We start from the raw sequence: 24,945 nt of genomic DNA, 5'->3' as shown, positions 1-24,945 counted from the left end.
GAGGCGCCGGGCTCCAGCAGCACGCCGACGGCCTCGTCCGCGCGTACTCCGGCTTGGAGCAGCCAGTGCGCGATGCGGTTGGCGGAGGACTCCAGCTCGGCATAGGACAGGCTGCGATCCGCACCCACCACTGCGGGCGCGTCCGGAGTGGTGTCCACCCACTGTTCGATCAGGTGGTGCACGGCCTGGCCGGGCGCCTCCATGGGCGCGGGACCGGCCAGGACGGGCCCGGTCACGGGCTCCAGCGGCACCGCGCCGACCGGCGCGTCCAGGTCGGACAACATCCCGTCCAGCAGGGTGAGGTACCAGTCCACCAGCCTGCGGACGGTCGCCTCGTCGAACAGGTCCGTGCGGAATTCGAGCACGCCGTCGAACCCGTCCCCGCGATCCTCCAGCGTCAGGTTGAGGTCGAACTTGGCCGTCGGCGACGTCAGCCGCTCGGCCACGACCTCGACCCCGGGCAGGCTCATCGGGGTGACGCTGTCGTACACGTTCAGCATCACCTGGAACAGCGGGGTGACCGACAGGTTCCGCTCCGGCTGCAACCGCTCCACGATCCGCTCGAACGGCGTGCGGCTGTGGGCGAAGGCGTCCAGAGCGGTCGTGCGGGCCCGGGTCAGCAGCTTGCGCCCGGTGGGGTCGCCGCCGACGTCGGTACGCAGCACCAGGGTGTTGAGGAAGCAGCCCACCACGCCCTCGGTGTCGGGATGGTCCCGCCCGGCGTGCGGAACGCCCACCGCGATGTCGTCGCTGCCGGCCAACCGGCCCAGCAGCGCCTGCAACCCGGCCAGGAAGACCATGAACGGCGTCGCCCCGGCGGTGGCCCGCACCTTGGCCGCCAGCTCCCCGTGCACCTCGAAGCCGACCGTGCGCCCGCTCCAGGCCGGCACGGCGGGACGGGGCCGGTCGGTGGGCAGGTCGAGCACCGGGGCCAGCCCGGTCAGCCGCCGCGTCCACCAGTCCAGGTCGCTCTCGCCGGCCGTCTCGTGCGCGTTCTGGCCGGCCTCCCAGGCGGCGACGTCGGCGTACTGCAGGGCCGGGGGCTCCGGCCGGGGGCCGGCGCCGAGCCGGGCCGCGTACAGCGCCGACAGGTCGCGCAGCAGCACCTGCTCCGACCAGGCGTCGGTCACGATGTGGTGCAGGACCAGCACGAGCACGTGGTCGTCGGCGCCGAGCCGGAACACGGTGGCCCGCATGGGCGGCTCGGCGTCCAGCCGGAAGGGCCGCCACGCCTCGGCCCGCAGCTCCCGCTCCAGCGACTCGGGGGTCACCTCCACCACGCTGACGGGCACGCCGGCGGCCGGCCGCACCCGCCGGCCCTCGACGACGCCGCGCAGCACCCAGTGCCGCTCAGCGACGTCGGCCAGCGCGCCGGCGAGGGCGTCGAGGTCCACCGGCCCGCGCAGCCGCAGCGCCTGCGGCACGTTGTAGGCGGGGGAGTCCGGCTCCAGCTGGGCCAGGAACCACAGCCGCTCCTGGAGCGGGGACAGCGGCATGTCCGCGGCCGACAGTGCCGGGATGCCCGCCGGAGCGGCTTCCTCAAGGGTCTCGGCCGCGGCCCGCGCCGCCGCGAGCCGGGAACGGAGCAGGTCGGCGACCCGGTCCCGCTGCACCTCGGTCATGCCTCCACCCCGTCCGTCAGGTCGGCGAGCAGCAGCTCTTCCAGGCCGGCGGCGAAGTCGGCGAGCACCGGACGGTCGAAGAGCAGCCGCACCGGCACGGCGAGCCGCAGGACCTCGCGGAGCCGTCCGGCCACGCGGGTGGCGGCGAAGGAGCTGCCGCCCAGGGCGAAGAAGTCGTCGTCGGCCCAGACGGCCGGACGGCCGAGCACCGCCGCCCAGATCGAGGCGACCATGATCTCGGCGTCGGAGGCGGGCGCGACCCGTTCGGCCTGCGGGCCGTCACCGGGCTCGGGCAGGGCGTCCCGGTCCACCTTGCCGCTGGACAGGGTGGGCAGCGCGGCCAGCGCCACCCACCGCCGCGGCACCATGTGGTCGGGCAGCCGTGCGCGCAGATGTCGCTCCACCGCCGCCGGGTCGGCCGTCTCGGGCGTGACGTAGCCGACCAGGTGGGCTTGGGCGCCCGTGCCGGACACGATCACCGCGCCCTGGGCCACCTCGCGCAGCACGGCCTCGACCTCGCCCAGCTCGATGCGGTAGCCGCGGACCTTCACCTGGTGGTCGCGGCGACCGTGGAACTCCAGCGTCCCGTCGGGCCGCCAGTGCGCGAGGTCCCCCGTCCGGTAACACCTGCCGCCGGGGACGAAGGGATCCTCCACGAATCCGGACAGGCCCGGACGGTTCCGGTATCCCCGGGCCACGCCCGCGCCGCCCAGCAGCAGTTCGCCCACCGCGCCCGGCGGCAGCAGCCGCAGCCGCGAGTCGACGACGTAGGCCCGCTCGCCGGGCATCGGCGAGCCGATCGGCACCGGGCCGGGCTCGCCGGCGGACACGCGGTGCATGGTCGAGGTGACGGTGGCCTCGGTGGGGCCGTAGGCGTTCCACAACTCGCCGGCCCGCGCCAGGATCTCCGCGGCCAGGCCCGGGTCCAGCGCCTCGCCGCCGGTGACCGCGCGCAGCTTCGCGTCGCCCGTCCAGCCGGCCTCGATCAGCATCCGGTACGCCGTCGGCACCAGGTCGAGCACCGTGGCCTTGGCGGCCGCCTCGGCCAGCGCGTGACCGTCCCTGGCGGTCGCCCTGTCCACCACCACGCTGGTCCCGCCGCGGGTCAGGACCGTCCACAGTTCGGAGGCCGCCGCGTCGAACGTCAGCGGCGCCACGGCCGGCTGCACGTCGTCCGGGCCCAGGCGCAGCGCGGCCGCCGTGCCCGCCACCAGGGCGGCCAGGTTCGCGTGGGTGACCTCGACGCCCTTGGGCGTGCCGGTCGAGCCGGAGGTGTACATCACGTACGCCAGGTCGCCGGGCCGGACCTCGGGCAGCTCGGCGCGGCCGTCGAGTTCCAGCCGGTCGAGTTCCAGCCGGTCGAGGTCCAGGACGTCGAGCTTCAGCCGGTCGAGGTCCAGGGCGTCGAGCCCCGGCACGCCGCCCCTGGCGAGCACGACGCGGGCCCCGGCGTCCTCGGCCAGCAGGCGCAGCCGCTCGGCCGGGTGCTCGGGATCCATCGGCAGGTAGGCCGCGCCCGCCCGCCACACCGCCAGCAGGACGGCGGGCATCAGATGGTCGCGCGGCAGGCAGACGCCGACGACGTCCCCGGGCGCCACGCCGTGCTCCAGCAGCGTCGCCGCCGCCCGGTCGGCCCAGTCGTTCAGGTCGGCGAAGCTCAGCGACGTGCCGTCGGGGCCGGCCACGGCCGTTCCCGTGGTGTGGGCCGCGATCGACCGCGGCACGGTCGGCAGCGGTCGCGGCAGGTCCGGCCCGGCGGCCAGCGCCAGCAGCGCGGCCCGCTCGTCCGGGGTGACGAGCTCCAGTTCGCGGCCGGGGTCCGTCATGGCGTGCCGCAGCAACGCGATCAGGCGGTCCACGTACGCCTCGGCGCGGTCCCGGCCGAGCAGGGCGGTGGCGTACTCCAGGTGCAGCTCGCCGCCGGACGCCGTGCGGTTGACCAGCACGCTGAGCTCGTGGCCGGCGGCTCCCGAGCCGAGCTCGGTGAGCAGTTCCAGGCCATCCACGCGCACGGGGACCTCGCTGTGCTGCATGGCCAGCAGCACGGCGGCGCGGGGCAGCTCGGCGGGCGGGATCTCCTGGTGGATCAGCGCCCGCGTGGTGGCGTCCGCGGCCTGGCGCACCAGGTCGCGGAAGGTCGCGGCGTCACCGGTCCGCAGCCGTACCGGCACGGTGTCGACCAGCGGGCCGACGACCCCGGCGAGCTCGGCGCCCGCGCGGCGCGCCGCGACCGCACCGATCAGCGTGTCCGGTTCAGCGCCGGCCAGGGCGAGCCCGGCCAGGTAGACCGCGAACGGGGTCGCGCCGCACCGCCTGGCCAGGGCGGACACGCCGGCCACGAACTCCTCCGGCAGCGGCCTGGTCACCCGCGCCGCCGTCAGGTCGGCGGGCGCCGGAGGCGTCACCGGCGCGCCCGACAGCTCCCGCTGCCAGAACTCGCGCAGCCGCGGCAGCTCCGGATGCCCTTCCTGCTCGCGCACGGCCACGTCGCCGACCTGGACGGCGGGCCCGGCCACCGGCCGTCCGGCCAGCCCGGCGGCCAGCTCGTCCATCAGGATGCCGACCGAGCCGCCGTCGAAGGCGAGGTGATCGGTCACGACCACGAGCTCGGCCGCCGCCTCGCCGGTCCAGCACAGCTCGGCCCGGACCAGCGGCACCTCGTCCGCGACGTCGAACACGTACGCGCCCGCGCGCCTGGCCACCCGCTCCGGGTCGGCTTCGGGGCCGTGCTCGGCGAACGGCGCCGGAACCGGCGGATGCGTCACGGCGTACGGCACGCCGTCCTCGCCCACGGCGACGGTGCTGCGCAGCACCTCGTGCCGGGCCACGACGGCGTCCAGCGCCGCCCGCAGCGGCGCCGCGTCCCGCAGGCCGCTCACCCGCAGCCGGACCGACACGGTGGTGACCGGCTTGCCCGGATGGAGCTGCCGCAGGGTCCAGAACTCGCGCTGCATGCCGGTCAGCGGGTACGTGCTCCGGCCGCCGTCCCGCCGCACCGGCTCCTGGACGGTCTCGCGCAGCCGGGACGCCAGCCCGGCCGCCGTGGGCTCGGTCAGGAACGCCGCCGGCGGCACGGTGTGCCCCAGCCGGCGCGACAGCTCGTTCACCACCCTCACCGCGGCCAGGGAGTGCCCGCCCAGGTCGGCGAAACGGTCCAGCACGCCGATCCCGTCGAGGCCGAGCACCTCGGCGATGACGTCGGCCACCAGGCGCTCGTCGTCGGTCCTCGGCGCGACCGGCGCGGCGGCGACCAGCCGCGTGGAGCCGAGCCTGGGCAGGGCGGCGCGGTCCACCTTGCCGGTGGGGGCCAGCGGCAGGCTCTCGCTGATCCCGATCCGGGCCGGGACCAGGTGGCCGGGCAGCCGGTCGCCCAGCCACTCGCGCAGCTCGGGCTCGCTCACCCCGGTCGCGGCGACATGGCCGACCAGGTGGGCGGCCCCGTCGTCGCCGGTCTGCGTGAGCACCACGGCCCGCCGTACCGCGGGGTGGCCGCCCAGCACGGCCTCCACCTCGCCGAGCTCGACCCGGATGCCGCGGATCTTGACCTGGTCGTCGGCCCGGCCCGCGTAGCGCAGCTCGCCGTCCACCCGGCGGACCAGGTCGCCGCTGCGGTAGACGCGGCCGCCGTCCGGGCCGGAGCCGAACGCGGGGGAGTCCACCCCCAGGTATCCGCGGGCCACCACGGGGCCGCCGATCCACAACTCGCCCAGCTCGCCGTCCCGGACGGGCAGGCCCTGCGCGTCGCGCACCGACAGCACGGCGCCGGCCAGCGGCTCGCCGAGCGGCGGCTCGCCGTCGAAGTCGCGTCCCGCCTCGAAGAAGGTGCAGGCGGTGCTGCACTCCGTCGGGCCGTACATGTTGAGGACGCGCCGGACGTTCGGGTTGGCGTAGATCTGGCGGATCAGCGCGGCGGTCAGCGGCTCGCCGCCCGACACCACCGTCCGCACCCCGGCCGGCAGCGGGTCGCGCAGCAGCACCGACAGCGCGGACGGGACGCCGAACACGGTCGTCACCTCGTCGCGGGCGGGCAGGGACGGCAGCGCCAGCAGGTTCTCCGCCATGATCACCGTGCCGCCGGCGACGAGCGGGACGAACAGCAGCATGATCGAGGCGTCGAAGCAGATCGACGCGCTGGCCAGCATGCCGCCCAGCTCCTCGGCGGTGTACGCCGACGCGCCCCAGGCCAGGAAGTTCATGGTGTTGCGGTGCTCCACAACCACGCCCTTGGGGGTCCCGGTGGAGCCGGAGGTGTAGATCACGTACGCGGCGTCGGCGGCGTCTCCCGCGACGCCGGGCGCGTCCTCGCGCGGCGCGACGTCGTCGACGTGGACGACCTCCGCCCCGGTGAGGGCGGCCGTCGCGGCCTGCGCGGTCGCGGAGAGCACGGCGGTGACCTCGGCGTTCGCGGCCATGAACCGTAAGCGCTCGGCGGGGTAGGCGGGGTCGAGCGGAACGTAGGCCGCGCCCGCATTCCACGCGCCGAGTAGCGCCGGGAGCAGCCATTCGCCCTGTTCCAGGCAGACGCCGACGTGGTGGCCGCGTCCGATGCCGCGGTCGAGCAGCGTGTGGGCGATGCCGTTGGCCCTGCGGTCCAGCTCGGCGTAGGTGAGGCGGGTGGTGCCGGCTATGACGGCGATGCTGTCAGGACTTTTCCTGGCTTGGATGGATATGGCCTCGTGAACGCGTGTGCCGGCCCCCGGGCCTTTCACGTCGTCGGTCATGGTGTCTCCCCGTAAAACCCACCGCGATTGGCGGCAAATATGTACAAATTGCGCGATGAAGCATAATCCGCATGATCGCTTTGTCGAGGGCCTTCCGGGGCGGAGTTGGCCGTCAGCGTGAATGACGTCGCGTAAGGGTTTCCGGTCAAACTCCGGGGGATTCTGTGACCCTGTGTAGTGGCTGATCTCCGGGTGGCGAATTCGTGATCCCGGCCGGCGGAAGAACGTCCGTTCCGTGGGGGTGGCGTTCCCTGTTTTGGGCCTGCCGATGGTCTCCGTCCTGTGCTGGTGCGGGTGTGCTGGCGTGGTGGAGGTGCGGCGCGGATGAGGGCCTCGGGTGCCGAGCCTCCTCAGGAAGGGCACCAGGGCTGGGGCCTCCGAGGGGTTCATGGCGGCTCGGGTACGACCGGGCCGGTGGTCGGCGCGAACGAGGTCGGACATTTGGCGGAGGAAACCTGCGGCGCAGTGTCGCGGCTGCGTGGCGGTGCGAGGGTGTCGCCGGCAGAGCGGGCGGGCGGCATGGCCGGGTGGCGCGGCAAGGTGAGGCAGCGGGGTGCCCGGTCGGTGGCGCGGTGGCGTTGCGGTCACGCGGTACGGCGGGCCTGGGACGTCGGGCGGCGCGGTACGGGTGAGGGGTGCGTGGTCGGGTGGCAGGCAAGGGGTGGGCAGTGCAGCAGGAGGGCGCGGGAGGGAGAGGCGGCGAGGCGTGTGGTTGGGCGGCGCGGTGCGGCCCGACGGCGATCGAGCGGTACGGCGGGGCGGGGACGTCGGCCACGCCGTCTCGCTCGTCGCTGTCCGGGCTGGCAGGGCAGCCTTGTTCATCGTCGTCCGAGCCGGCAGTGCGGCCTTGCTCATCCCCGATCGGCGCGGCCCGGGGGGGTTGTCGTCCGAGTCGGCCCGGGCCGCCCTGGTGTTGTCGGCCGGGGCGGCCTGTTCGTCGCCGTCCGAGCGTGTCGGATGGAGGGGCGGTCGCTCTGCCGGGAACTGGTGGAGGTGTGTCTGGTTGGCGTGCATTTGCTGCCCCTACTCTCGCCGCGCCTGGTCTGGCTGCCCTGGCCACGCACACCTTCGGCCCGCCGGGCGGCCTGGAGGCATGGAAAGGAGGTCCCCGGCTCCCGAGCTCCCAGCTTCCGGGCCCTAGCTTCCCGCTCCCTGGTCCCCGCTCCCTGGTTCCCGGCCCCGGCTCCTGGCCGTTCGCTCCTGGCTGTCCGCTCTGGGCGCGTCCGCTCCCGGTCTGCCCGCTCCTGGGCCGCCCGGACTCCCCGTGTCGCCCGGACTCCCGTGCCGCTCCGACTCCCCGTACTCCCCGGACTTCCAGGCCCTCGCCACCGGACCACCGGGCCATTGGGCCTCCGGGCCGCTGGGCCGCCGTGGGTGGGGGGCGAGACGCTCGGGTGGGGTGGTGGTCTCAATTAATTGGGCGCTGTTGTCGTTCGGGAATTAGGACTCGTTGTTGAGGAATTCGCCGAAGGGGGCTCTGGGGGACGCGGAACTGGGCTGATCGGCATCCCCTGGGTACTGCCATGTTGCGGTTCGAGGGCACGAGGCACAAATGGTCCTTGGAGAATTCTCACAATTGGTTACGACAACAGGCGCGTTCTTCGTTAGAGATCGCCTCGGCGCCATGCATCGATCTCTGTCAGCCGTGGGCTGAGACCGGATGCGCGGTCGGGCGTCCGCAGGCGGGCCAGCAGGAGCGCGGAGCTCAGAAGCCGGCCACGCCGATCCCGACGACGGCGGTCAGGCCGCCCGCTCCGACGGCGACCCCGCCTCCGAGCGCGCCCAGTAAGCTGGCGGCCTGGCCGCTCTGCCCGTGCAGGGCGTCGGCCCTGACGCGGCCGGCACCTCAAGCGGGGCTCGCCGTTCCCGCTCGGGGCCGTTCGCCACGTGACGTGCTTCGCCTCGTGAACGTCGGTCAGAACGTGGCGATCGGGTTGACCGGGCTGCCGGACGTGCCGGCGAAGCGGACCGGCGCGACCGCGAGGTGGAAGTTCCACTGGCCGAGCTCGGCGGCCGTGGCCCAGCACGCCTCCAGGTCGCAGTTGTCGACCAGCCACAGCCCCATGGCCACGAGGCCGACGGCGTGCACCGGCATCAGCACGTCCTCGTACCCCGACGGCTGAACGTCCTGGGGGGTGTCGGCGGCGATCAACGCGACCTGCCGTTCGTGCAGCCACGGCAGGCAGGACGCGTGCCAGCCGGCCTGCCGGAAACCGCCCGGCTCACCGGCCTCGCGGCGGGCGCGGCCGTAACCGGTGCGCAGCAGCACGGCGTCACCGGGCCGCACCCGCACGCCCTGGCGCCGCTCGGCCTCCTCCAGGTCGCCGGGGACGACGCCCTCCCCCGGTTCCAGCCACGGCACGCCGCGCGCGCCGGCGACGTCGAGCAGCACACCACGCGTGACGATCCCGTTCGCCGCCGCCGTGACGGCCGCCCACGACGAGCCCGTCTCGGCGTCGACCAGCGAGTGGGGCCGCCCGTTGTACATGGTGCCGTCCCAGAAGATGTGGCACGGCGAGTCGAGGTGGGTGAGGCTGTTGCCGTGGAAGGTGAGGCCGAGCCGCTCGGAGGAGAACCCCCAGCGCCGGTCCTTGTGGAAGGCGGCCGGCAAGTTCTCGGCGCCCGGCATGTCGGCGCTGCGCGGGCAGGCCGTCGTCGACCGCTCCATGTCCTTGGGTACGGCGACCTCCCACGCGCACGACACGCTTCTGCCGTGGCGCACCGCCCGCGCCGCGGCCAGCCGGACGTCGTCGGTGATGTGGTTGAGGGTGCCGAGCTCGTCGTCGTCGCCCCAGCGGCCCCAGTTCGACAGCGTGTCGAAGTATCCGAGCACGTCGTCCTGCGTGGGCATCGGTCGGCCTGCCGTCATCGCGCTATCGGCTCCTCGGGTCCACGCGGCCCGAGGCGCCGGAGGCGGGGTGTCCCGCCTTCTCCTTCGGCCTGCCAAGGGCCCGCTGACCCGGGATGCTACTGGATCATCCACGGACGCGCGCCACCGGCGGCGTGTCGGCGGCGATCCTGATGCACGCGATGGGCAACGTCACCGCCGCCTATATCCCGGACTACGACAACCCCGTCGCCTCGTTGACATCCGCTGTGTTCACCGTCGTGGCCGCCGTGGGCATCCTGTGCCTCGGATCATGCCGAGCCGCCGGAACGCGGCCGGCCGGCAAGGGCCTGGCCACCAGAGAGGTTGAGGGCGAGCGTTTACTGGCGCTGGGCTCGACGGATTGGTCACCTTCATGTAGGCGGTCGCCTGCAGTTCCCGAGCGGCCCAGGCGTGGGTCACCCGGCGTGGGTGCCCACGGCGATCACGGCGTCGGCGAGGGCGGCGGCGTAGGCGTCGGTGAGCTTGCCGGGGGCGAACAGCAGCGCGTACCACATCGGCCCGAAGACCAGATCGATGAGCAGATCGTCATCGGGGTGGGCGAGCTGCCCGCGTTCGCGCGCGCGGGTGAGGATCTGGCGGACCGCCTGGCGGCGCGCCGCGATCAGCTCGCTGCTCACGCGCTGGGCGAAGGCGGGATCCTGCAACGCCTCGGCGGCCAGGGCCTGGTTGAGTGCGCCGGGCACCCCGCGCTGCCCGGCGAAGGTGGCCTCCAGCAGGGCCAGCAGGTCCTCCCGCAGGTCGCCGGTGTCGGGGGTGGGCAGCCGGGTGCGGGCGTAGACCGCCAGCACGTCCAGGATCACCTCGCCCTTGCTCGGGTAACGGCGGTAGACCGCCTGTTTGGACACGCCGCTGCGGGCGGCGATGCCTTCCATGCTCACCCCCCGGTAGCCCTGCTCGGTGATGAGGCTCAGGGCGGCCTGGCGGATGGCGTCGTCGACGGCGGGGTCGCGGGGTCGTCCGGTCATGGACTGCACTCTACTTGACATACGCAACGGTCCGTATTTAAATCTCATACGCAACGGTCCGTATTGAAAGGAGGGGGCATGCGCCCCCGTTCCTCCACCCCTGCACTGCTCACGCTGGCGTTGGGCTACTTCGCGCTGGGGACCGCCTCACTGGCGGTCGTCGGCCTCAGTGGCCCGATCGCTGCCGACCTGAAGGTGCCCGCCGCCACCGTCGGCACCCTGGTCACCGTTTTCGCGCTGGTGTTCGCCCTGGCCGCCCCCGTCGCCGCGATCGCGCTGGGCCGCCTGGACCGCCGCACCGTGCTGCTGGTGGGCCTGGCGCTGATGACGCTGGGCGGCGCCGCCGGCGCGATGGCGCCCGACTTCACCGCCCTGGCCGCCGCGCGGGTGGCCGCTGGGCTGGGCGCGGCCATCTTCGGACCGGCCGCCTCGGCCACCGGCTCGATGATCGTGCCCGCCGAGCAGCGGCCCCGCGCGCTGGCGGTGGTGTTCGGCGGGATGACCGCCGCCACCGTGCTGGGCGTGCCGCTGGCCTCGGCCGCGGGCACCGCGATCGGCTGGCGCGCCACCATGGCCGCCGTGGTCGCTCTGACCCTGGTGGCGGGCGCGCTGCTGGCGGTGCTGCTGCCACCGGTGGCACCGGGCCCGGCCCCCACCTCCCGCGCCTTCGCCGCCGCGCTGCGAACCCGGGGCGCCACACTGATGATCGCCACCACACTGCTGGTGCTGACCGCCCAATTCACCGTCTACGGCGTCGCCGGGGCCTACCTGGCCGCCCGGTTCGGCGCGGGCCCGGGGCTGGTGTCGCTGACGCTGCTCGTGTTCGGCGCGCTGGGCATGGTCGGCAACGCCGCCGGTTCCCGCGTCTACGCCCGCCTGGGCGGCGGCCGCACCATCGCCGTCGCGCTGGCCGGGCTGACCCTGGCCTTTCTGGCCCTCGCCGGTGCACCCGCCGTACCGGCGGCCGGGGTCGCGGTGTTCGCCTTCTGGGCCGTCTTCAACACCTTGTTCATGGCCCCGCAACAGGCCCGCCTGGTGGAGCTGCTGCCCGAGCAGCGTGGGGTCCTGCTGGCTCTCAACGCCTCGGCCCTGTACTCGGGCATGAGCCTGGGCAGCCTGCTGGGCGCCAATCTGCTGCCCGCCCTGGGCGGCCACTGGCTCCCGGCACTGGCGCTACTGCCGCTGGCCGCGGCCGTCACCGCCCACGCCGCCTCCACCCGTCCGCGCCCGACCCGCCCGGCCACTCCGGTCTCCGCGTCCACTCCGGCCCACTGCTGACCTGCTCTTCCTTTCCGATCCTCCTTTTGTTCGTCACCTCAACCTCACAGGAGAACGCCATGTCCCAGCCCGCCGCCCAGCTCGTGCGCGACTACTTCGAGCAGATCTGGAACCAGGGCCGCACCCAGCTGGCCGACCGGTTCCTGGCCGCGGACCTGATCCAGCACAACCCCAATCTGCCCGACGGCCGCCAGGCGCTGACCGAGTTCATCGACGGGATGCGCGCCCAGCTTCCCGACGCCCGCTTCGAGATCCGCCGCATGGCCGTCGACGGCGACCTGGTGTTCACCCACAGCCTGTTCACCGCCCAGCCCGGCCACTCCGGCATCGCGGTGGTGGACATCTTCCGCATCACCGACGGCCTGATCGCCGAACACTGGGACCTGCGCGAGGACGTCCCCGCCACCACCGTCAGCGGCCACCCGATCGTCTGACCCGCCCAGCACCGAACGTTGAGGTCAACTTCCGTGACCACCCCCACCACCCGCCCACTGCGGGACCAGACCATTTTGATCACCGGCGCAACCGACGGCCTGGGCCGCGCTGTGGCCCACCGCCTGGCCGCCCAGGGCGCCACGCTGATCCTGCACGGCCGCAACCCGGCCAAGGGCCGGCAACTGCTGACCGACCTACGCGACCAGACCGGCAACGACCGACTCACCTTCGAACTGGCCGACTTCGCCCACCTGGACCAGATCCACGCCCTGGCCGACCGCCTGGCCACGCACGACCGCCTGGACGTGCTCGTCAACAACGCCGGCATCGGCGTGGAGACCGCCCCCCAACGCAGCGCCGACGGCCTGGAGCTGACCTTCCAGGTCGACTACCTGGCCACCTACATGCTCAGCAGCCTGCTCACCCCGCTCCTGGCCCGCACCGCCGCCCGCTCAGCCACTACCGGCGCCGGCCCGGCGCGGATCGTCAACGTCGCCTCCGCCGGACAGGCGCCCCTGGACTTCGACGACGTGCTGCTGGAACGCCACTGGGACGGGGTGCAGGCTTACTGCCAGGCCAAACTCGCCCAGATCATGCTCACCCTCGACCACGCCGAACTCCTGCGCGACCACGGCGCCACCGTCAATGCCCTGCACCCCGCCTCCTACATGCCCACCAAGATCGTCACCCACCTGTTCACCGTGCAGAGCACCCTGGACGAAGGCGTCACCCACACCGCCCGCCTGATCACCGACCCCGCCCTGGACAAGGTCACCGGCACCTACTTCAACCGCTCCCGCCCCGCCCGCGCCCACCACCAGGTATACGACACCGACGCCCGCGCCCGCCTACGGGAGATCAGCCAACAACTCACCGGCGTGCCCTTCCCAACTGCACCTCTCCCAGCCGCCTGATCCGCAACGCCACACCACCACCACCCGGAACACGACCGTCACTACCGCACGGCGAGGTCGTCGGTCTCCTCCGGCAGTACTGCGGCGAAACGTGGCACCATGCCGTCGCCTCGCGGGGACTCGCCGTTCCACGTGGCCAGAGGAGCGACCCCGACGGCATCGTGTCGTGCGCTCAGCATGGCCTTGTACAGGTGACCGCCGAACAGATGTGTCGTATGGGGCCGAAGGCCATGGTGTTGGATCGCCTCGGAGACCTTCCGATGAAGGCGGCTCCGTGGCGCACGGCGCGTGCCCCGATCCCCGGCAGTCCCACGTCCGACAGCGCATGGAGCCCGTCACCAGTGTCAACGCATCGGTAGGTCGGCAAGAGCTCGTGCACCGAGGGAAAGCAAGGGGAGGATCGCGGTGCGGTCCCGGGGAGGCGGCCTTGGCGGAGCACCTCCACCACCCCCTGGCACCGCCCGTCATGAAGCCTGCACAGCCATCTCATCGCCTGGGTCGCCGAGAACTCCCGCTGCCAGGCAAGACGGTGCCCCTGTAGGGATGGGAGGCTTGAATCGTGCGTACCTGGTTCGAGCCCGAAGAGGCCGAGGAGTTCGAGGCCGCTAAGGACCTGCTGATCCGGCGGTGTGTCACCTGGGCGGAGGAGCACGGGCATCCGGTCGACGACCTGCTGCTCTCCGCCGCCGTCGACGCGCGGCACGAGAGCCGTGACGGCCGGCTGGCGTACTGGGACGGTGCGAGCATCAGGTTCTTCCTGCTGCGATACGTGCCGTACAAGGTGACGGCCGTGCGGGAGGAGCTCGACCTCGCTCCGGAGGTGCTCCGCACGTACCTGCGCTATCTCGACGTCACCGGCCTTCGCGACCCGCGCGGCGCCACGTTCGCGGATGCGCAGGAGATCATCGCCGACGCGCGGGCGGAGTACGCGGCCGCGCTTGACGATCCTACGCTGCGGGGGGTGGCGACGTTCTGGGCGCACACGGCTCTCGGCCAGGGCGTCGATCTCACCGTTCCGGGGGCATTCGAGCGGTTCAAGCGCGATCTCGACGCCGGTCGCGTTCCGTACGACGAGCAGGTGCTCGACAAGATCCTGCAGAACCGCCTCGTGAACGGCGGCATCGGTGAGGAACGCGCCTTCCCCCAGCTGCCTGTGTACCTGCCCCCCGCGTCCGAGCTGATGGAGGCCGCCGCGCGCAGTCAGACCGTCCAGCGTCTCATCACCCTGGCCGATTGGGTGGGCAAGGACGGCCGGGCCCTCACCGACGCGGGCAACCTCCGCATCGCCGACGCTCTTGAGGTGTCGACTCTGCTGGGTACCGGCGAGGACCGGCTGCGCGTCCACAGCGCCGCCGATCTGCCGCAACTCAACCTGCTGCTCGCCTGGGCCAAGAAGATGCGCCTGACCCGCACCAGCAAGGGCCGGCTCCTCCGCGTGGCCAAGGCCGCACCCTTGCTGGGCGACCCGGAGGCGCTGTGGCGGCGCGCGTTCGAGGTGCTGCCGGAGCTGGGCCGGGTGGTCACCGTGCCCGTCGCGACGTGGCGATCCCAGCCTGTCCTGGCCGAGATCTTCGACGAGATCCTGCCGGACGTGCTCAACTCCATGTACGGGCTGGACGAGATGCCGGTGGTCCGGCTCGAAGAGACGGTGTGGCTGGCCTGCCAGGAGTACTTCGATCTCGACCAGGAGGAAGAGCGCCTGCGCGATCTCTGGCGCCGCGAGGCCGACCGGGACCTGAGGCGCATGTTCGAGGTCCTGTCCGACCTCGGGGCCGTGGAGCTCACCCGCGGCCCCGCCGACCCTCTTTACGCGAGCGACCTCGACCACGACGACCAGCCCCTGCCGCCGGACGCGGTCGAACGCCTGCGTGCCGCCCTCGCCGAGCCCGACCTCCCGCTGGTCCACCTCACCCCGCTCGGCGTGCGCGGCGTCCGCGACCGCCTCCTCGCCGAGGGCCGCGACGCGCCCCTCGTCGGCGAACTGGCCACCGCTCCACCTGCCGAGCTGCTCGGGGTGCTCGCCCAGCACTATCCGCCGGAGGACGCCGTCGCGGAGCTCCAGGGATGGCTGGCCCGCCCGGGGCAGGACCTCGAGATGTTGCTGCAGGCCGTGCGGGACTGCCCGTTCCGTACGCGGGTGGGGGCCATGCTGCGCGTTCTGGCCGACGTCCTTCCCGAAGGGCGGCTTTTCCATGACCTACGTCACGACCCGGTCCTCGGGCCCGCCGTGTGGACGCAGCTCATCGATGCCGGGAAGATGCAGCCTGGGGCGCTGAGTGAGCGAGAGAACCTGCTGATGGGTGCGGAGAATTTCCTGTCAGTGCTGGAGCTCGCGGGGCCTGAGGGGCTTGTGGAGCAGCTCAAGAGGATGGGGGGCGGGGACGCGTACGAGTTCGTGGAGGCGGTCCTGGCGTCGGGGCACCCCGATGTCGTGGGATTGCGGGAGCTGCGCGAGCTGGTGGCCGAGCCGCTCCGCAAGACCGCCCGCCATCGCCTCCGCCACGTCCCCACGCGGCCGCCGGGAGCTCGGGGCCGCCGGAAGAAGCGCTAAGACTGATCTCGATCCTTGACCTGTGCGCCAGGGACGCTGTGGCTGTTCTCGCCCGCGCAGTACAGCTCCCTGCCCGGCCGCGTGATGCCGATCCCGGCAGGTCGCCGCGAGTCCCATGCGATGGAGCTCGTTCATCTCCCGCGAGGTTCACCCGGGGTGACCACGCGCGGGGAAGGGACGGGTGCCGGTCAGCGCGGGATGGTGTCGCGGTGGACGGCCAGCCACGCGTCGAACGATTGCAGCCGCGGGTTGAGCTCGCGCAGCAGCTCGAAGTCGATGAGCTGGGCGATGTCGGGGGCGGCCGCGATCAGGTACTGAAGCATGTTGCCGACCTCGCCTGCGCCCGGGAACCCCGCGGCCCGGATCATGTCGGGGCTGACCGCCTGGTGCGTGACGGGCTCGCCGAGCGCCAGGCTCAGCGCGGCGGCGTACTGCGCGCCGGTGAGCACGGCCCCGGCGACGCTCACCCGCCTGCCGGCCATTGGCGAAGAAAGCTGTCGCTCGCTTGAGGAAGTCGACGTCCTCGCGCAGCCGCCGGTTCTCCCGCCGCAACGCCTCCAGTTCCTGGCGTTCGCTGCTGGTCAGCCCGTTTCGCTGACCGGCGTCGACCTCGGCCTGGCGGATCTACTGGCGCACCGCGGTCTCGGTCAGATCGAAGTCCTTGGCCACCTGGCCGACCGAGCGGTCACCGCGCTGGCACAGCTCGACGATCTCGGCTTCGAACTCCGGTGTGAACGAGCGGCGAGGACGCGGCTTCTTCTTCCCCGCCTCGCTGTCCGGTGAGCACGTCGTCGTGGTGGGGGCGGGCAACTCGGCGGTCCAGGTCGCCTACGAACTGGCCACCGACTTGGCCACCGGGCGCCGGGTGACGCTGGCCAGCCGGGAGCCGATCCAGGTCGTGGCCCAGCGCCCGCTGGGGCGTGACCTGCACTTCTGGTTCCGCGTGACCGGGTTCGACCGGCTGCCGCTGGCCCACGCCGAGGCTCCGCCCACCTCGCCGGTGCTCGATGACGGCCGCTTCGACACGGAGAAGGGCCTGGCCTGGCTGAATACGTAGCTGAGAAAGAAGCCTGGCGAACGCTACGCTGAGACTGGGAACCGAGACTTGGGGTCCTGTGGTGGAGGTTTCCCCCGCTGAAGCTTGCCGGCCAGACGGGGGTTCGGGGGGAATTGCTCTGGTGCGAAATGGTGCTGGGAAATCGGTTCAGGAATTCGTGGGTGGGGCGACGGCGGAATTGTTGGAATTCAGTAGGTCGGCCAGACGGTCCAGGCCGCCTCTGATGAGTCGTCCGTATCCGTCGTCGGCCAGGGCGTCGATCCCGGCTCGGGCCTGGTCGAGGTGGTCGCGGGCGCGGTCGAGATCGCCCAGCTTGCGGTAGCACTCGCCCAGGTTCAGGTGCAGGGACGGGTACAGCGCCACCACCGGGAGCGCCACCCCGGCCTGTGCCACCTGTTCGTCGGTGACCTGGTCGGCGGCGGCGAGCGCGCGCAGGTCCCACATCAGCTCCTGGCGCACGTCGTCCTGGACGTCGGCCATCGAGTGGGCGAGAACGCAGACGTGCAGCGGATCGCCCTGCTCGCCGCCGATGTCGTCCCAGATCCGCGCGAACAATTCGCGAGCGGCTTCGGGCCGGCCTTGGTGGTGGTGTAAGTCCACCCCTTGGCCGATCCTGGCCATCGTCGGATCGGCGGTCATCGGTGCTCCTTCACTGTCGCGCGAAACAGCGGTCAGCGTACTTGTCCGGACCGATCAGGAGGGCCGCCGAGCCGTGACCGCCGCCGTAATTCGGCGAGCTTTCATCCACGCCGGAGACGTTCGAGGTGCGGCAGTTCATCCGCGCGCGGGCGGCCGGGGCAGGTGTCCAGGAGCCGCCATCGGGTGGTGACCCCGTCCGGGCCGTCGAGCGTCCCCCGCGCCAGCGCGGCGTCGATGCGGGCCCGCACGTCGGCCTCGGCCGCCGCCTCGGCCGCGAACAGGACCCGCACCCGGACGACGTCGCCCCGCCGGTCGGCGGTCGTGTGGTGCGCCGCGATCGGGCAGGGCGGCTCGTGCTCCCAGTGCCCGCACAGCGCCACGGTGATCGCCGCGCCGGGGGCGCGCACATCGCCGTCCGCGTCCATGACGATCGTCGCCTCATGGGCGAAACCCGTACGCACCCCTCCATGATTCACGTACGCGTACGCCGGGTCCAGCGCCCGGCGTCGGTCTCACTCGGGCGCGTACTGGGACGCGTACTCCTGCGAGGGCGGGATCGGCGTGATCACGTCCACGAGGACGCCGTTGGGGTCGGCGACGATGAAGTGCCGCTGGCCGAAGTCCTCGTCGCGCAGCGCCAGCTCAGGGGTCAGCCCCTCGCGCCCGACCAGGCGTTCCCACTCGGCGTCGACGTCGGCGACCTCGAAGTTGATCAGCAGCCCCGCGACCGGACGGCGGTAGGCGGCGGGCAGTGTCGGGTGGCGGTGGTCGAGCAGGGCCAGCTCGTACGATCCGTGGCGCAGGCTCACGTACCAGTCGGCCTCGAAGGTCACCTCATATCCGAACAACCGGACGTAGAAGTCCTTCGACGCGGCCAGGTCGGCCGTGCACACCACCGGATACACGCTGCTCAGCTCCATGCGTTCCTCCTCATCAGTTTCACGTACCAACGGTATGTGGGCGTACACTATTTGGGATACCGTCGGTATGTCAAAGGGGACGCAGTGACCAGGATGGAGCAGAAGGAACGCACCCGCCGCACATTGCTCGCCACGGCGCGGCGCTTATTCGCGACCAGGGGCTACGCCGGAGTGGGGCTGGCGGAGATCGTCGGCGAGTCCGGCGTCACCAAAGGCGCTCTCTACCACCACTTCGAGGGCAAGCCCGACCTCTTCCGGGCCGTGCTGGAGCAGGTGCAGCGCGAGGTGGCCGACCGGGTGGCCGCGGCGGCCGACGCCGAGGACGACCCGTGGGCGCAGCTCAAGGCGGGCTGCGCGGCGTTCGTCGCGGCCGGGGCCGATCCCGACGTGCAGCGGATCATGCTGATCGACGGCCCCGCCGTGCTCGGCTGGAACGAGTGGCGGGCGATCGACGAGGCCACCAGCGTCCGGCACCTGACCGAGGCGCTGGCCGCGCTCGTCGCGGCCGGCGCCATCCCGGCCCAGCCGGTCGCGCCGCTGGCCCGCCTGCTGTCCGGGGCGATGAACGAGGCCGCGCTGTGGCTGGCGCAGTCCGCCCCGGACGAGCTGGCCGACACCCAGGCCGCGCTGTCCCGCCTCCTCGACGCCCTACGCGCCTGAAGCGGCCCACCGCCGCCACCGGGAGCTCCCGCTCGCCACGGGCCGGACCGGCCGGACGGGCGGGGCCGGTCGGGCTCGGGAGGTGGACGGTTGAGCCGGTCGGGCTCGGCGGGGTGGGGCTGGTGGTCGCCGTGGTCGTCCCCGCCGAGCAGTTACGAGCGGAACGTCAGCCCGTCGCGCAGGTCTTGCCGTTGAGTGCGAAGCTCGCCGGCGAGGGCGGCGCGCCGCCGCCGTACGTGGCGGTGAACCCGACCTGGGTCTGCGAGCCGACCCCGATGACCTTGTTCCACTGCTTGTTCACGCCGGCCACCCCCGCACCGGCCTGGGTCCAGTTCGCGGACCAGCCCGAGACGAGACGCACGGCGGCCGCCGCCGGGTAGTCGACCGTCAGCGTCCACCCGTCGACCGGGGCCGTGCCGGTGTTGCGCACGACGAGCTCGGCGTCCAGCCGCGGCCCTCCCGTCGTGGCCCGGTACGTCACCGTGCACGGCGCGCCCGACGACGGGGTGGGCGACGGCAGCCCCTCCCTGGCCAGCGCCGACAGCGGGTCCGACGGCACGCTGACGTTGCCGCCCGCGTCCTTGGCGACCACGACGTACGTGTAACGCTGCCCGACGACCAGGCCGGGTTCGGCGAAGTTCAGGCTCGGCGGAAGGACCGTGCCGACCCTGCTGTACGCCGTCGCTGTCTCCCGGTACACGTCGTAGGCCGTCACCGCCACGTTGTCGGTCGACGGCTGCCAGCAGAACGTGACGCCCGGGTAGTCCTGCAGGCAGGCGTCGCGCAGCCCGGTGGGCCTGGACGGGGGCACGTGGTCGCCGGGCAGCGGGGTCGGCGAGCTGGTCGGGGTCATCCCGAGCGTCGCCGGCACCGTGATCAGGGCGGACGGCGGGCTGAGGTGCCCCGCCAGGTCCCTGGCCACGACGTACATCGTGTAGAGGCGGTTCAGCTCGCCGGAGAAGCCGCCGATCGTGCTGGTCGTGCTGCTGGCGAGGACGAATCCGTCCGGGTCCAGGCGGTACAGGTCGTACCCGGCGACGCCCGTGTCGTCGGAGGAGGCTGCCCAGCAGATGGACGCGTAGCCGGTCGGGTTGGCGGCGAACGGCACCGGGCACGGCCGCAGCCCGCCGGGACGGGTCGGCGGCGCGTCGTCGGCCGCCCCGGAGACAGCCGCGACAGCCGCCCCGGAGACAGCAGCCGCCGGGACGGTCGCGTGCGCGACGTCGTGCGCCGCCGGGACGGAGGCCAGAGCGGTCCTCCCGGTGGGGCCGATCGCCAGCGCGGCGAGGAACAACGCCAGAGTGAGGAATCCGAGGGTGAGGCCAACCGCTCCCAAGGATCGTCTGCCAGGCCGCATAGGGCCCCCTTCTGATCGAGCCTGCACCCCCTCGCAGTGATCGTGAACGAGTTCTCATGTTCCGTAAAGCCGGGAATCCGCCGGGCCGGACCGGCCGTGTTACCTTTTCCCGCCGCCACTCGTCATGGGGGTGAGGACCGAGAACGAACGGTCGTCAGACCCACGAGTGAATCGAGAGCAGGATGCTGACCACCATCATGTACACCACGGTCTACGTCACCGACCAGGACCGCGCGCTGGAGTTCTACACCGCCGGGCTCGGCCTGGACAAGCGCATCGACGTCCGAGGGCCCGACGGCCGTTTCCTCACCGTCGGCGTGCCCGGCAGCCCGGTCCAGATCCTCCTGTGGTCCCATGCGCCGGCCGCCGGGCAGCCGGGCGTCGCGGGCGGGAACGGCGCGCCGGGCCCGCTGATCCTGGAGTCCGACGACCTGCGCAAGGACTTCGAGGTCATGCGCGGGCGGGGCGTCACCTTCGAGGAGTCCGAGCCCGTGGACTACCCGTTCGGCGTCCGCGCCGAGGCGGTGGACCCGGACGGCAACCGGATCTCCCTCCGTCAGCAGCGCAGGCCGTGACCGTGCACCCGTCCGGCCCGGTGGCCGAGGCGTTCGAGGCCCAGCGCGACCGGCTGCGCGCCGTCGCGTACCGCGTGCTGGGCTCGCACGCCGACGCCGAGGACGTGGTACAGGAAGCCTGGATGCGGCTGGTCCGCCAGGACGTGTCGGCCATCGGCAACCTGGCGGGCTGGCTGACCACCGTGGTCGGCCGCATCAGCCTGGACCTGCTGCGATCCCGCCGGACCCATCCCGAGACGGCGTACGGGCAGGAGTTCACGGACCTCCTGGTGACGCCCGACGACGAGCCAACGCCGGACGAGCAGGCGGCGCTGGCCGACTCGGTCGGGCTCGCCCTCCTCGTGGTGCTCGACTCGCTCACCCCGAGCGAGCGGCTGGCGTTCGTCCTGCACGACCTGTTCGCGGTCCCGTTCCAGGACATCGGCCACATCCTGGGCAGGTCCGCCGACGCCGCCAAGATGATCGCCAGCCGCGCCCGCCGCAAGGTCCGGTCCACGGACCGGGCGGCGGGCCCCGGCCGCGAGCACCGGGAGGCCGTGGACGCCTTCCGCGCCGCCGCGCTCGGCGGCGACTTCGAGGCGCTCCTGCGGGTCCTCGACCCGGACGTGAAGCTGACCGTGGACACCCCCGGCGGCGTGGTCGTCACCCTCGGCGCCACCGCCGTCGCCGCCGGAGCCCGCATGTTCTCCGGCGAGGTCGCCGGGCAGCGGCCCGTGCTGGTGGACGGGCTCCCCGGCCACCTGTCCTGGCGCGCCGACGGGACCCCGCTGTCCGCCATCGCCTTCACCGTCACCGGCGGCCGGATCACCGGCATCCACATCGTCGTCGACCCGGCCAAGCTCGCCGCGCTCGACGACCAGCCCACCCCGGCCTGAGCCGAGGCCGGGGCGGGCTGACCCGGGCCCGGTAAGGCGTGCCGAGGCGGCCGGCCGGTGTCGTCGATGTCGCGTCTGGACCGGTTGAAAGGCGGCCCCTACCATGGGCGCGTGCGGCTGAACGTCCTCGGGCCCATGGAACTCGTCGTGGCCGGGCAGGCCGTACCGGTCGGGCCGCCCAAGCAGCGGGCCCTGCTCGCCCTGCTCGCGATGCACGCCGGTCGCGTGCTCCCCGCCGACCTGCTGGCCGACCGGCTGTGGGCCGGCGACCCGCCGCCGAGCGTCCAGGGCAGCCTGCAGGTGTACGTCTCCAACCTGCGCCGCCGGCTGGAGCCCGACCGGCGGCCGGGCGCGACTCCGGCCGTCCTGGTCAGCGCCGCCGACGGCTACGGCCTGATGACCGGCGGGCTCGTCCTCGACACGACGGACTTCGGCACGCTCGTGTCGGTCGGCTCCGCGCACCTGGCCGCGGGACGGCACGAGCAGGCGGCGGCCGACCTCGCCGAGGCGCTCGGCCTGTGGCGCGGCGACCCGTACGCGGACGTGCGCGCCCAGGAGTGGGCGCAACCGGAGATCGGCCGCCTGGAGCAGGTACGGCTGGACGCGGTGGAGGCGCTGGCCGCGGCCCTGCTGGACCTGGGCCGCCACACGGACGTGGTCGCGCGGCTGGACCCGTTCGTCCGCGAGCACCCGCTGCGCGAGCGGGCCTGGGAACTGCTGGTGCTGGCCCACTACCGCGCCGGCCGGCAGGCGGCGGCCCTGGAATGCCTGCGCGGGGTGCGCGACGTGCTCGCCGGGGAACTGGGCATCGACCCGGGTCCGCGGCTGCGCGAGCTCGAAGCCGCGGTGCTGCGCCAGGACGCCGCGCTGTTACCGTCCGGCCGTCCCGCCACCCCGCCGCCGTCCCTGCTGCCCGCCCCGCACCCCAAGCCGCCGCTGACGCCGGTGCGCGCGGCGGCGCCCGGCGCCGGCGAGCCCGCGCCGGACCAGCCGGTGTTCGTCGGCCGGGAGAGCGCGCTCGCGTTCCTGACCGAGGCGGCCAGGGCGGCGTCCGCCGCCGGGCAGGTCGTGCTGGTGGACGGCGAGCCGGGCGTCGGCAAGACGAGCCTGCTGAGGCGGTTCCGCGCGACCGTCGGTGTGCCGGTCGGCTGGGGGGCGAGCCCCGACCACGAGACCGCGCCCGCGCTGTGGCCCTGGGAACGCGTCCTGCGCGACCTCGCCGCCGCGGCCCCGCAGGCCGCCCTGCCCGGCGAGGTCGGCACGTTCCTGTCGGGCGGTCCGCAGGCGGTCCCGGCGTCCGACGCGCAGGGGGCGCGGCTGCGGTTCTTCGAGGCCGTCGGCACGTTCCTGGCCGCGGTCGGCCCGGCGGTCGTCGTGCTGGAGGACCTGCACGCGGCCGACGACGCCACGCTGCGGCTGCTGGTCCACGTGGCCGCCACCGCCCGGCCGGGCCTGCTGCTGGTGGCGACGTTCCGGCGGCACGAGGCGTCGGCGCTCACCGCCACGCTGTCGGCGCTGTCCCGGCTCGGCGCGCGCCGGCTCGGGCTGGACGGGCTGGCCACCGAGGAGGTCCGCGCGCTGGTCAAGGAGCTGTCCGGCCGCGATCCGGGCGGTCACGGGGCCGAGGAGCTGCGCCGGCGCACCGCCGGGAACCCGTTCTTCCTCGCCGAGCTGGCCCGGGCGGGCGACGGGCTGCCGCAGGGCGTCCTGGACGTCGTGCTGCACCGGGTGGCGGGCCTGGGGGAGGAGGCGTCCCGCGTGCTGGAGCTGGCCGCCGTGATGGGCGACGAGTTCGAGGCGGTCGTCCTGGCCCGGGTCGCCGGCGGCACGGTCGGCGACCTGCTGCCGTCGCTCGACGCGGCGCTCGGCGCGGGGCTGGTCCGGGAGTCGTCGTACCGGCTGGGCGGCTACGAGTTCGCGCACGCCCTGGTCACCGACGCGTTGTTGTCGCGCCGGTCGCGGCTGTGGCGGGCGCGGGTCCACGAGCAGGTGGCGGCCGCCCTCACCGCCGTGCACGGCGACCACGGCGACCACGGCGACCGCGGCGACCACGGCGACCGCGACGACCGCGCGGCGGTGATCGCGCGGCACTGGCTGGCGGCGGCGGAGCTGGGCGCGGAGCCCGCCCGCATGGCGATGGACTACGCGGCCCGCGCGGCACGGGCGGCCCAGCGACGGCACGCGCCCGACGACGCGGCCGTGTCCTGGCAGGAGGCGCTGGCGGCCGCCGAGCCGGCCGGCGCGAGCGCGGCCGAGCGGTTCGAGCTGGCCGTCGGGCTGGCGGAGAGCCGCTACGCCGCCGGCCGGTTCGACGAGGGGTACGAGGCGGTCGAGCAGGCGCTCGCCATGGCCGGCGACGACCTGGACAAAGCCGTCAGAGCCGCCGACATCGCGATGGGCCACGGCATCTGGGTGCCCTTCCGGTACGGCGTCGACGTGGCCGCCGTACGCGACGCGGCGGACCGGGCCGCGCGCGAGCTGCCGCCGTCCACCCCGGCCTGGGCGACGGCGCAGGCCGTCAGGGCCGTCGTGCTCGCCCAGACCGGCCGCGAGGACGAGGTCGGCGCGGTCTCCTCGCGGGCCGTGGCGACGGCCGAGCGCCTGGACGACCCCGCCCTGCTGCGGCGCGTCCTGCACCTGCGGCTCATCGCGCTGCAGGGACAGGACTTCGTCGAGCAGCGCGCCGGGACCGCCCGCCGCCTGCTGGCCGAGCCGGACCTGTCGCCCCAGCTCAGGGTGATCGCGCAGCTGCACCTCGTCGGCCATCACGTGGAGCACGGCAGGGTGGCGCAGGCCCGCGACCTGCTGGCGGAGATCGGCACGCTGCTGCGCGACCTGCACAACCCCACGCTGGCGCTGCAGGCCGCGGTGGCGCACGTGGGGCTCGACCTGTTCCAGGGCGTCCCCGACCCGGCCCGGCACTTCGAGCCCGTCAGGGCGATGTTGTCGTTCGCCGACCTGGCCTACTTCGAGCTCAGCATGCTCGGCGGACGGGCCGAGACGATCATCCAGGAGGACCGCCTGGGCGAGGAGGCGGCCTGGATCGAGGAGATGGCCCGGCACACCGGCCTGGCGGGGCCCGCCTACGCCCTGGCGTACGCGCTGGCGGAGCTGGGCGAGCCCGAGCGTGCCCGGCGGATCCTGCGCGAGACGCCCATGCCGCCGCGCGACTACCACTGGGCGATGGCCGCCATGTGCCGGCTGCACGCGGCGATCCGGCTCGGCGAGGCGGACGTCGTCCAGGAGGTCTACGACGCGTTCCGCCCGTTCGCCGGGCTGCTGCACGTGAACGGCGCGTGCACCACCGTCGACGGCGCGTACGACGGCCACCTGGGCGAGGCGCTGCTGGCGCTCGGTGACCGCGAGGGGGCCCGGGTCCACCTGAGCGAGGCGGTGCGCCAGCTGGAGCGGGCGGGTGCGGCCTACTGGCTGACAAGGGCCCGCCAAGCGCTCGCCAAGTGCACGTAGAGGCCCGGCGCGCACGCT

At 73.5% G+C, this 24,945-nt stretch carries 19 protein-coding genes; 9 read left to right on the top strand and 10 right to left on the bottom strand.

Annotation, left to right across the window (positions count from 1 at the left end):
- The 4 genes from AB0C33_RS48765 to AB0C33_RS48750 all read right to left on the bottom strand — a co-directional run.
- The coding region (locus tag AB0C33_RS48765) for a condensation domain-containing protein (protein WP_358301902.1) at window positions 1-1,622 on the bottom strand (1,622 nt) is incomplete at its 3' end.
- Complete coding sequence (locus tag AB0C33_RS48760) at window positions 1,619-6,343, bottom strand: amino acid adenylation domain-containing protein (protein ID WP_358301899.1); 4,725 nt, start codon at window positions 6,341-6,343, stop codon at window positions 1,619-1,621. The genes AB0C33_RS48760 and AB0C33_RS48765, both read right to left, overlap by 4 nt.
- A 1,915-nt stretch (window positions 6,344-8,258) precedes the next feature.
- Window positions 8,259-9,212 carry a cyclase family protein gene (locus AB0C33_RS48755; RefSeq protein WP_358301896.1) on the bottom strand — a complete coding sequence of 318 codons (954 nt, stop codon included), beginning with the start codon at window positions 9,210-9,212 and terminating at the stop codon, window positions 8,259-8,261.
- A 416-nt stretch (window positions 9,213-9,628) separates the two neighbouring features.
- Window positions 9,629-10,198: a TetR/AcrR family transcriptional regulator gene (locus AB0C33_RS48750; protein ID WP_358301893.1), complete on the bottom strand. Its 570-nt coding sequence runs from the start codon at window positions 10,196-10,198 to the stop codon at window positions 9,629-9,631.
- 78 nt (window positions 10,199-10,276) lie between these two features.
- On the opposite strand from AB0C33_RS48750, the gene AB0C33_RS48745 reads away from it, so the two are divergent.
- From AB0C33_RS48745 to AB0C33_RS48730, 4 genes are all read left to right on the top strand, one after another.
- On the top strand, window positions 10,277-11,476 hold the full coding sequence (locus AB0C33_RS48745) for an MFS transporter (RefSeq protein WP_358301890.1): 1,200 nt from the start codon (window positions 10,277-10,279) through the stop codon (window positions 11,474-11,476).
- 59 nt (window positions 11,477-11,535) lie between these two features.
- The gene (locus AB0C33_RS48740; RefSeq protein ID WP_358301888.1) at window positions 11,536-11,910 is read left to right on the top strand and encodes a nuclear transport factor 2 family protein; all 375 of its coding nucleotides are present in this window, start codon (window positions 11,536-11,538) and stop codon (window positions 11,908-11,910) included.
- Between the two features lie 33 nt (window positions 11,911-11,943).
- The gene (locus tag AB0C33_RS48735) at window positions 11,944-12,825 is read left to right on the top strand and encodes an SDR family NAD(P)-dependent oxidoreductase (RefSeq protein ID WP_358301885.1); all 882 of its coding nucleotides are present in this window, start codon (window positions 11,944-11,946) and stop codon (window positions 12,823-12,825) included.
- A gap of 559 nt (window positions 12,826-13,384) precedes the next feature.
- Window positions 13,385-15,376 carry a hypothetical protein gene (locus tag AB0C33_RS48730; RefSeq protein WP_358301882.1) on the top strand — a complete coding sequence of 664 codons (1,992 nt, stop codon included), beginning with the start codon at window positions 13,385-13,387 and terminating at the stop codon, window positions 15,374-15,376.
- A 188-nt stretch (window positions 15,377-15,564) separates the two neighbouring features.
- Here AB0C33_RS48730 and AB0C33_RS48725 read toward each other — a convergent pair whose 3' ends face one another.
- Together AB0C33_RS48725 and AB0C33_RS48720 are read right to left on the bottom strand one after the other, a co-directional pair.
- Window positions 15,565-15,858 carry a hypothetical protein gene (locus AB0C33_RS48725; protein ID WP_358301879.1) on the bottom strand — a complete coding sequence of 98 codons (294 nt, stop codon included), beginning with the start codon at window positions 15,856-15,858 and terminating at the stop codon, window positions 15,565-15,567.
- A 142-nt stretch (window positions 15,859-16,000) separates the two neighbouring features.
- Window positions 16,001-16,186 (bottom strand): transposase, encoded by a 186-nt coding sequence (locus tag AB0C33_RS48720; RefSeq protein WP_358301876.1) that lies wholly within the window; start codon window positions 16,184-16,186, stop codon window positions 16,001-16,003.
- Between AB0C33_RS48720 and AB0C33_RS48715 the strand changes: the two genes are divergently transcribed.
- Window positions 16,107-16,433, top strand: coding sequence for a hypothetical protein (locus AB0C33_RS48715; RefSeq protein ID WP_358301917.1), 327 nt, complete (start codon window positions 16,107-16,109; stop codon window positions 16,431-16,433). The two genes, AB0C33_RS48720 and AB0C33_RS48715, sit on opposite strands and share 80 nt — an antisense overlap.
- Before the next feature lie 147 nt (window positions 16,434-16,580).
- Here the strand turns inward: AB0C33_RS48715 and AB0C33_RS48710 are convergent, their stop codons facing one another.
- The 3 genes from AB0C33_RS48710 to AB0C33_RS48700 all read right to left on the bottom strand — a co-directional run bounded on the left by AB0C33_RS48710 (window position 16,581) and on the right by AB0C33_RS48700 (window position 17,992).
- The gene (locus AB0C33_RS48710; RefSeq protein WP_358301873.1) at window positions 16,581-17,072 is read right to left on the bottom strand and encodes a tetratricopeptide repeat protein; all 492 of its coding nucleotides are present in this window, start codon (window positions 17,070-17,072) and stop codon (window positions 16,581-16,583) included.
- A gap of 101 nt (window positions 17,073-17,173) precedes the next feature.
- Window positions 17,174-17,533: a hypothetical protein gene (locus AB0C33_RS48705; protein WP_358301870.1), complete on the bottom strand. Its 360-nt coding sequence runs from the start codon at window positions 17,531-17,533 to the stop codon at window positions 17,174-17,176.
- A 51-nt stretch (window positions 17,534-17,584) separates the two neighbouring features.
- Window positions 17,585-17,992, bottom strand: coding sequence for a VOC family protein (locus tag AB0C33_RS48700; protein ID WP_358301867.1), 408 nt, complete (start codon window positions 17,990-17,992; stop codon window positions 17,585-17,587).
- Between the two features lie 93 nt (window positions 17,993-18,085).
- Here AB0C33_RS48700 and AB0C33_RS48695 point away from each other — a divergent pair, with 93 nt between their 5' ends.
- Window positions 18,086-18,652 (top strand): TetR/AcrR family transcriptional regulator, encoded by a 567-nt coding sequence (locus tag AB0C33_RS48695; protein ID WP_358301911.1) that lies wholly within the window; start codon window positions 18,086-18,088, stop codon window positions 18,650-18,652.
- A 166-nt stretch (window positions 18,653-18,818) separates the two neighbouring features.
- Here AB0C33_RS48695 and AB0C33_RS48690 read toward each other — a convergent pair whose 3' ends face one another.
- The gene (locus AB0C33_RS48690; RefSeq protein ID WP_358301864.1) at window positions 18,819-19,988 is read right to left on the bottom strand and encodes a cellulose binding domain-containing protein; all 1,170 of its coding nucleotides are present in this window, start codon (window positions 19,986-19,988) and stop codon (window positions 18,819-18,821) included.
- 203 nt (window positions 19,989-20,191) lie between these two features.
- Between AB0C33_RS48690 and AB0C33_RS48685 the strand changes: the two genes are divergently transcribed.
- From AB0C33_RS48685 to AB0C33_RS48675, 3 genes are all read left to right on the top strand, one after another.
- A complete protein-coding gene (locus tag AB0C33_RS48685; protein ID WP_358301861.1) occupies window positions 20,192-20,584 on the top strand; it encodes a VOC family protein in 393 nt (130 codons plus the stop codon).
- Complete coding sequence (locus tag AB0C33_RS48680; RefSeq protein WP_358301858.1) at window positions 20,581-21,459, top strand: sigma-70 family RNA polymerase sigma factor; 879 nt, start codon at window positions 20,581-20,583, stop codon at window positions 21,457-21,459. The genes AB0C33_RS48685 and AB0C33_RS48680 overlap by 4 nt, the downstream gene beginning before the upstream one ends.
- Before the next feature lie 111 nt (window positions 21,460-21,570).
- Window positions 21,571-24,927, top strand: a complete 3,357-nt coding sequence (locus AB0C33_RS48675) for a BTAD domain-containing putative transcriptional regulator (RefSeq protein WP_358301855.1) — start codon at window positions 21,571-21,573, stop codon at window positions 24,925-24,927.
- The last annotated feature ends 18 nt before the right edge of the window (window positions 24,928-24,945 follow it).

It is taken from the genome of Nonomuraea sp. NPDC048881, from assembly GCF_040649795.1.
Lineage (GTDB): Bacteria > Actinomycetota > Actinomycetes > Streptosporangiales > Streptosporangiaceae > Nonomuraea.
The sequence above is the reverse complement of the archived record's forward strand: the minus strand, read 5'-3'. Positions and strand labels throughout refer to the sequence as shown.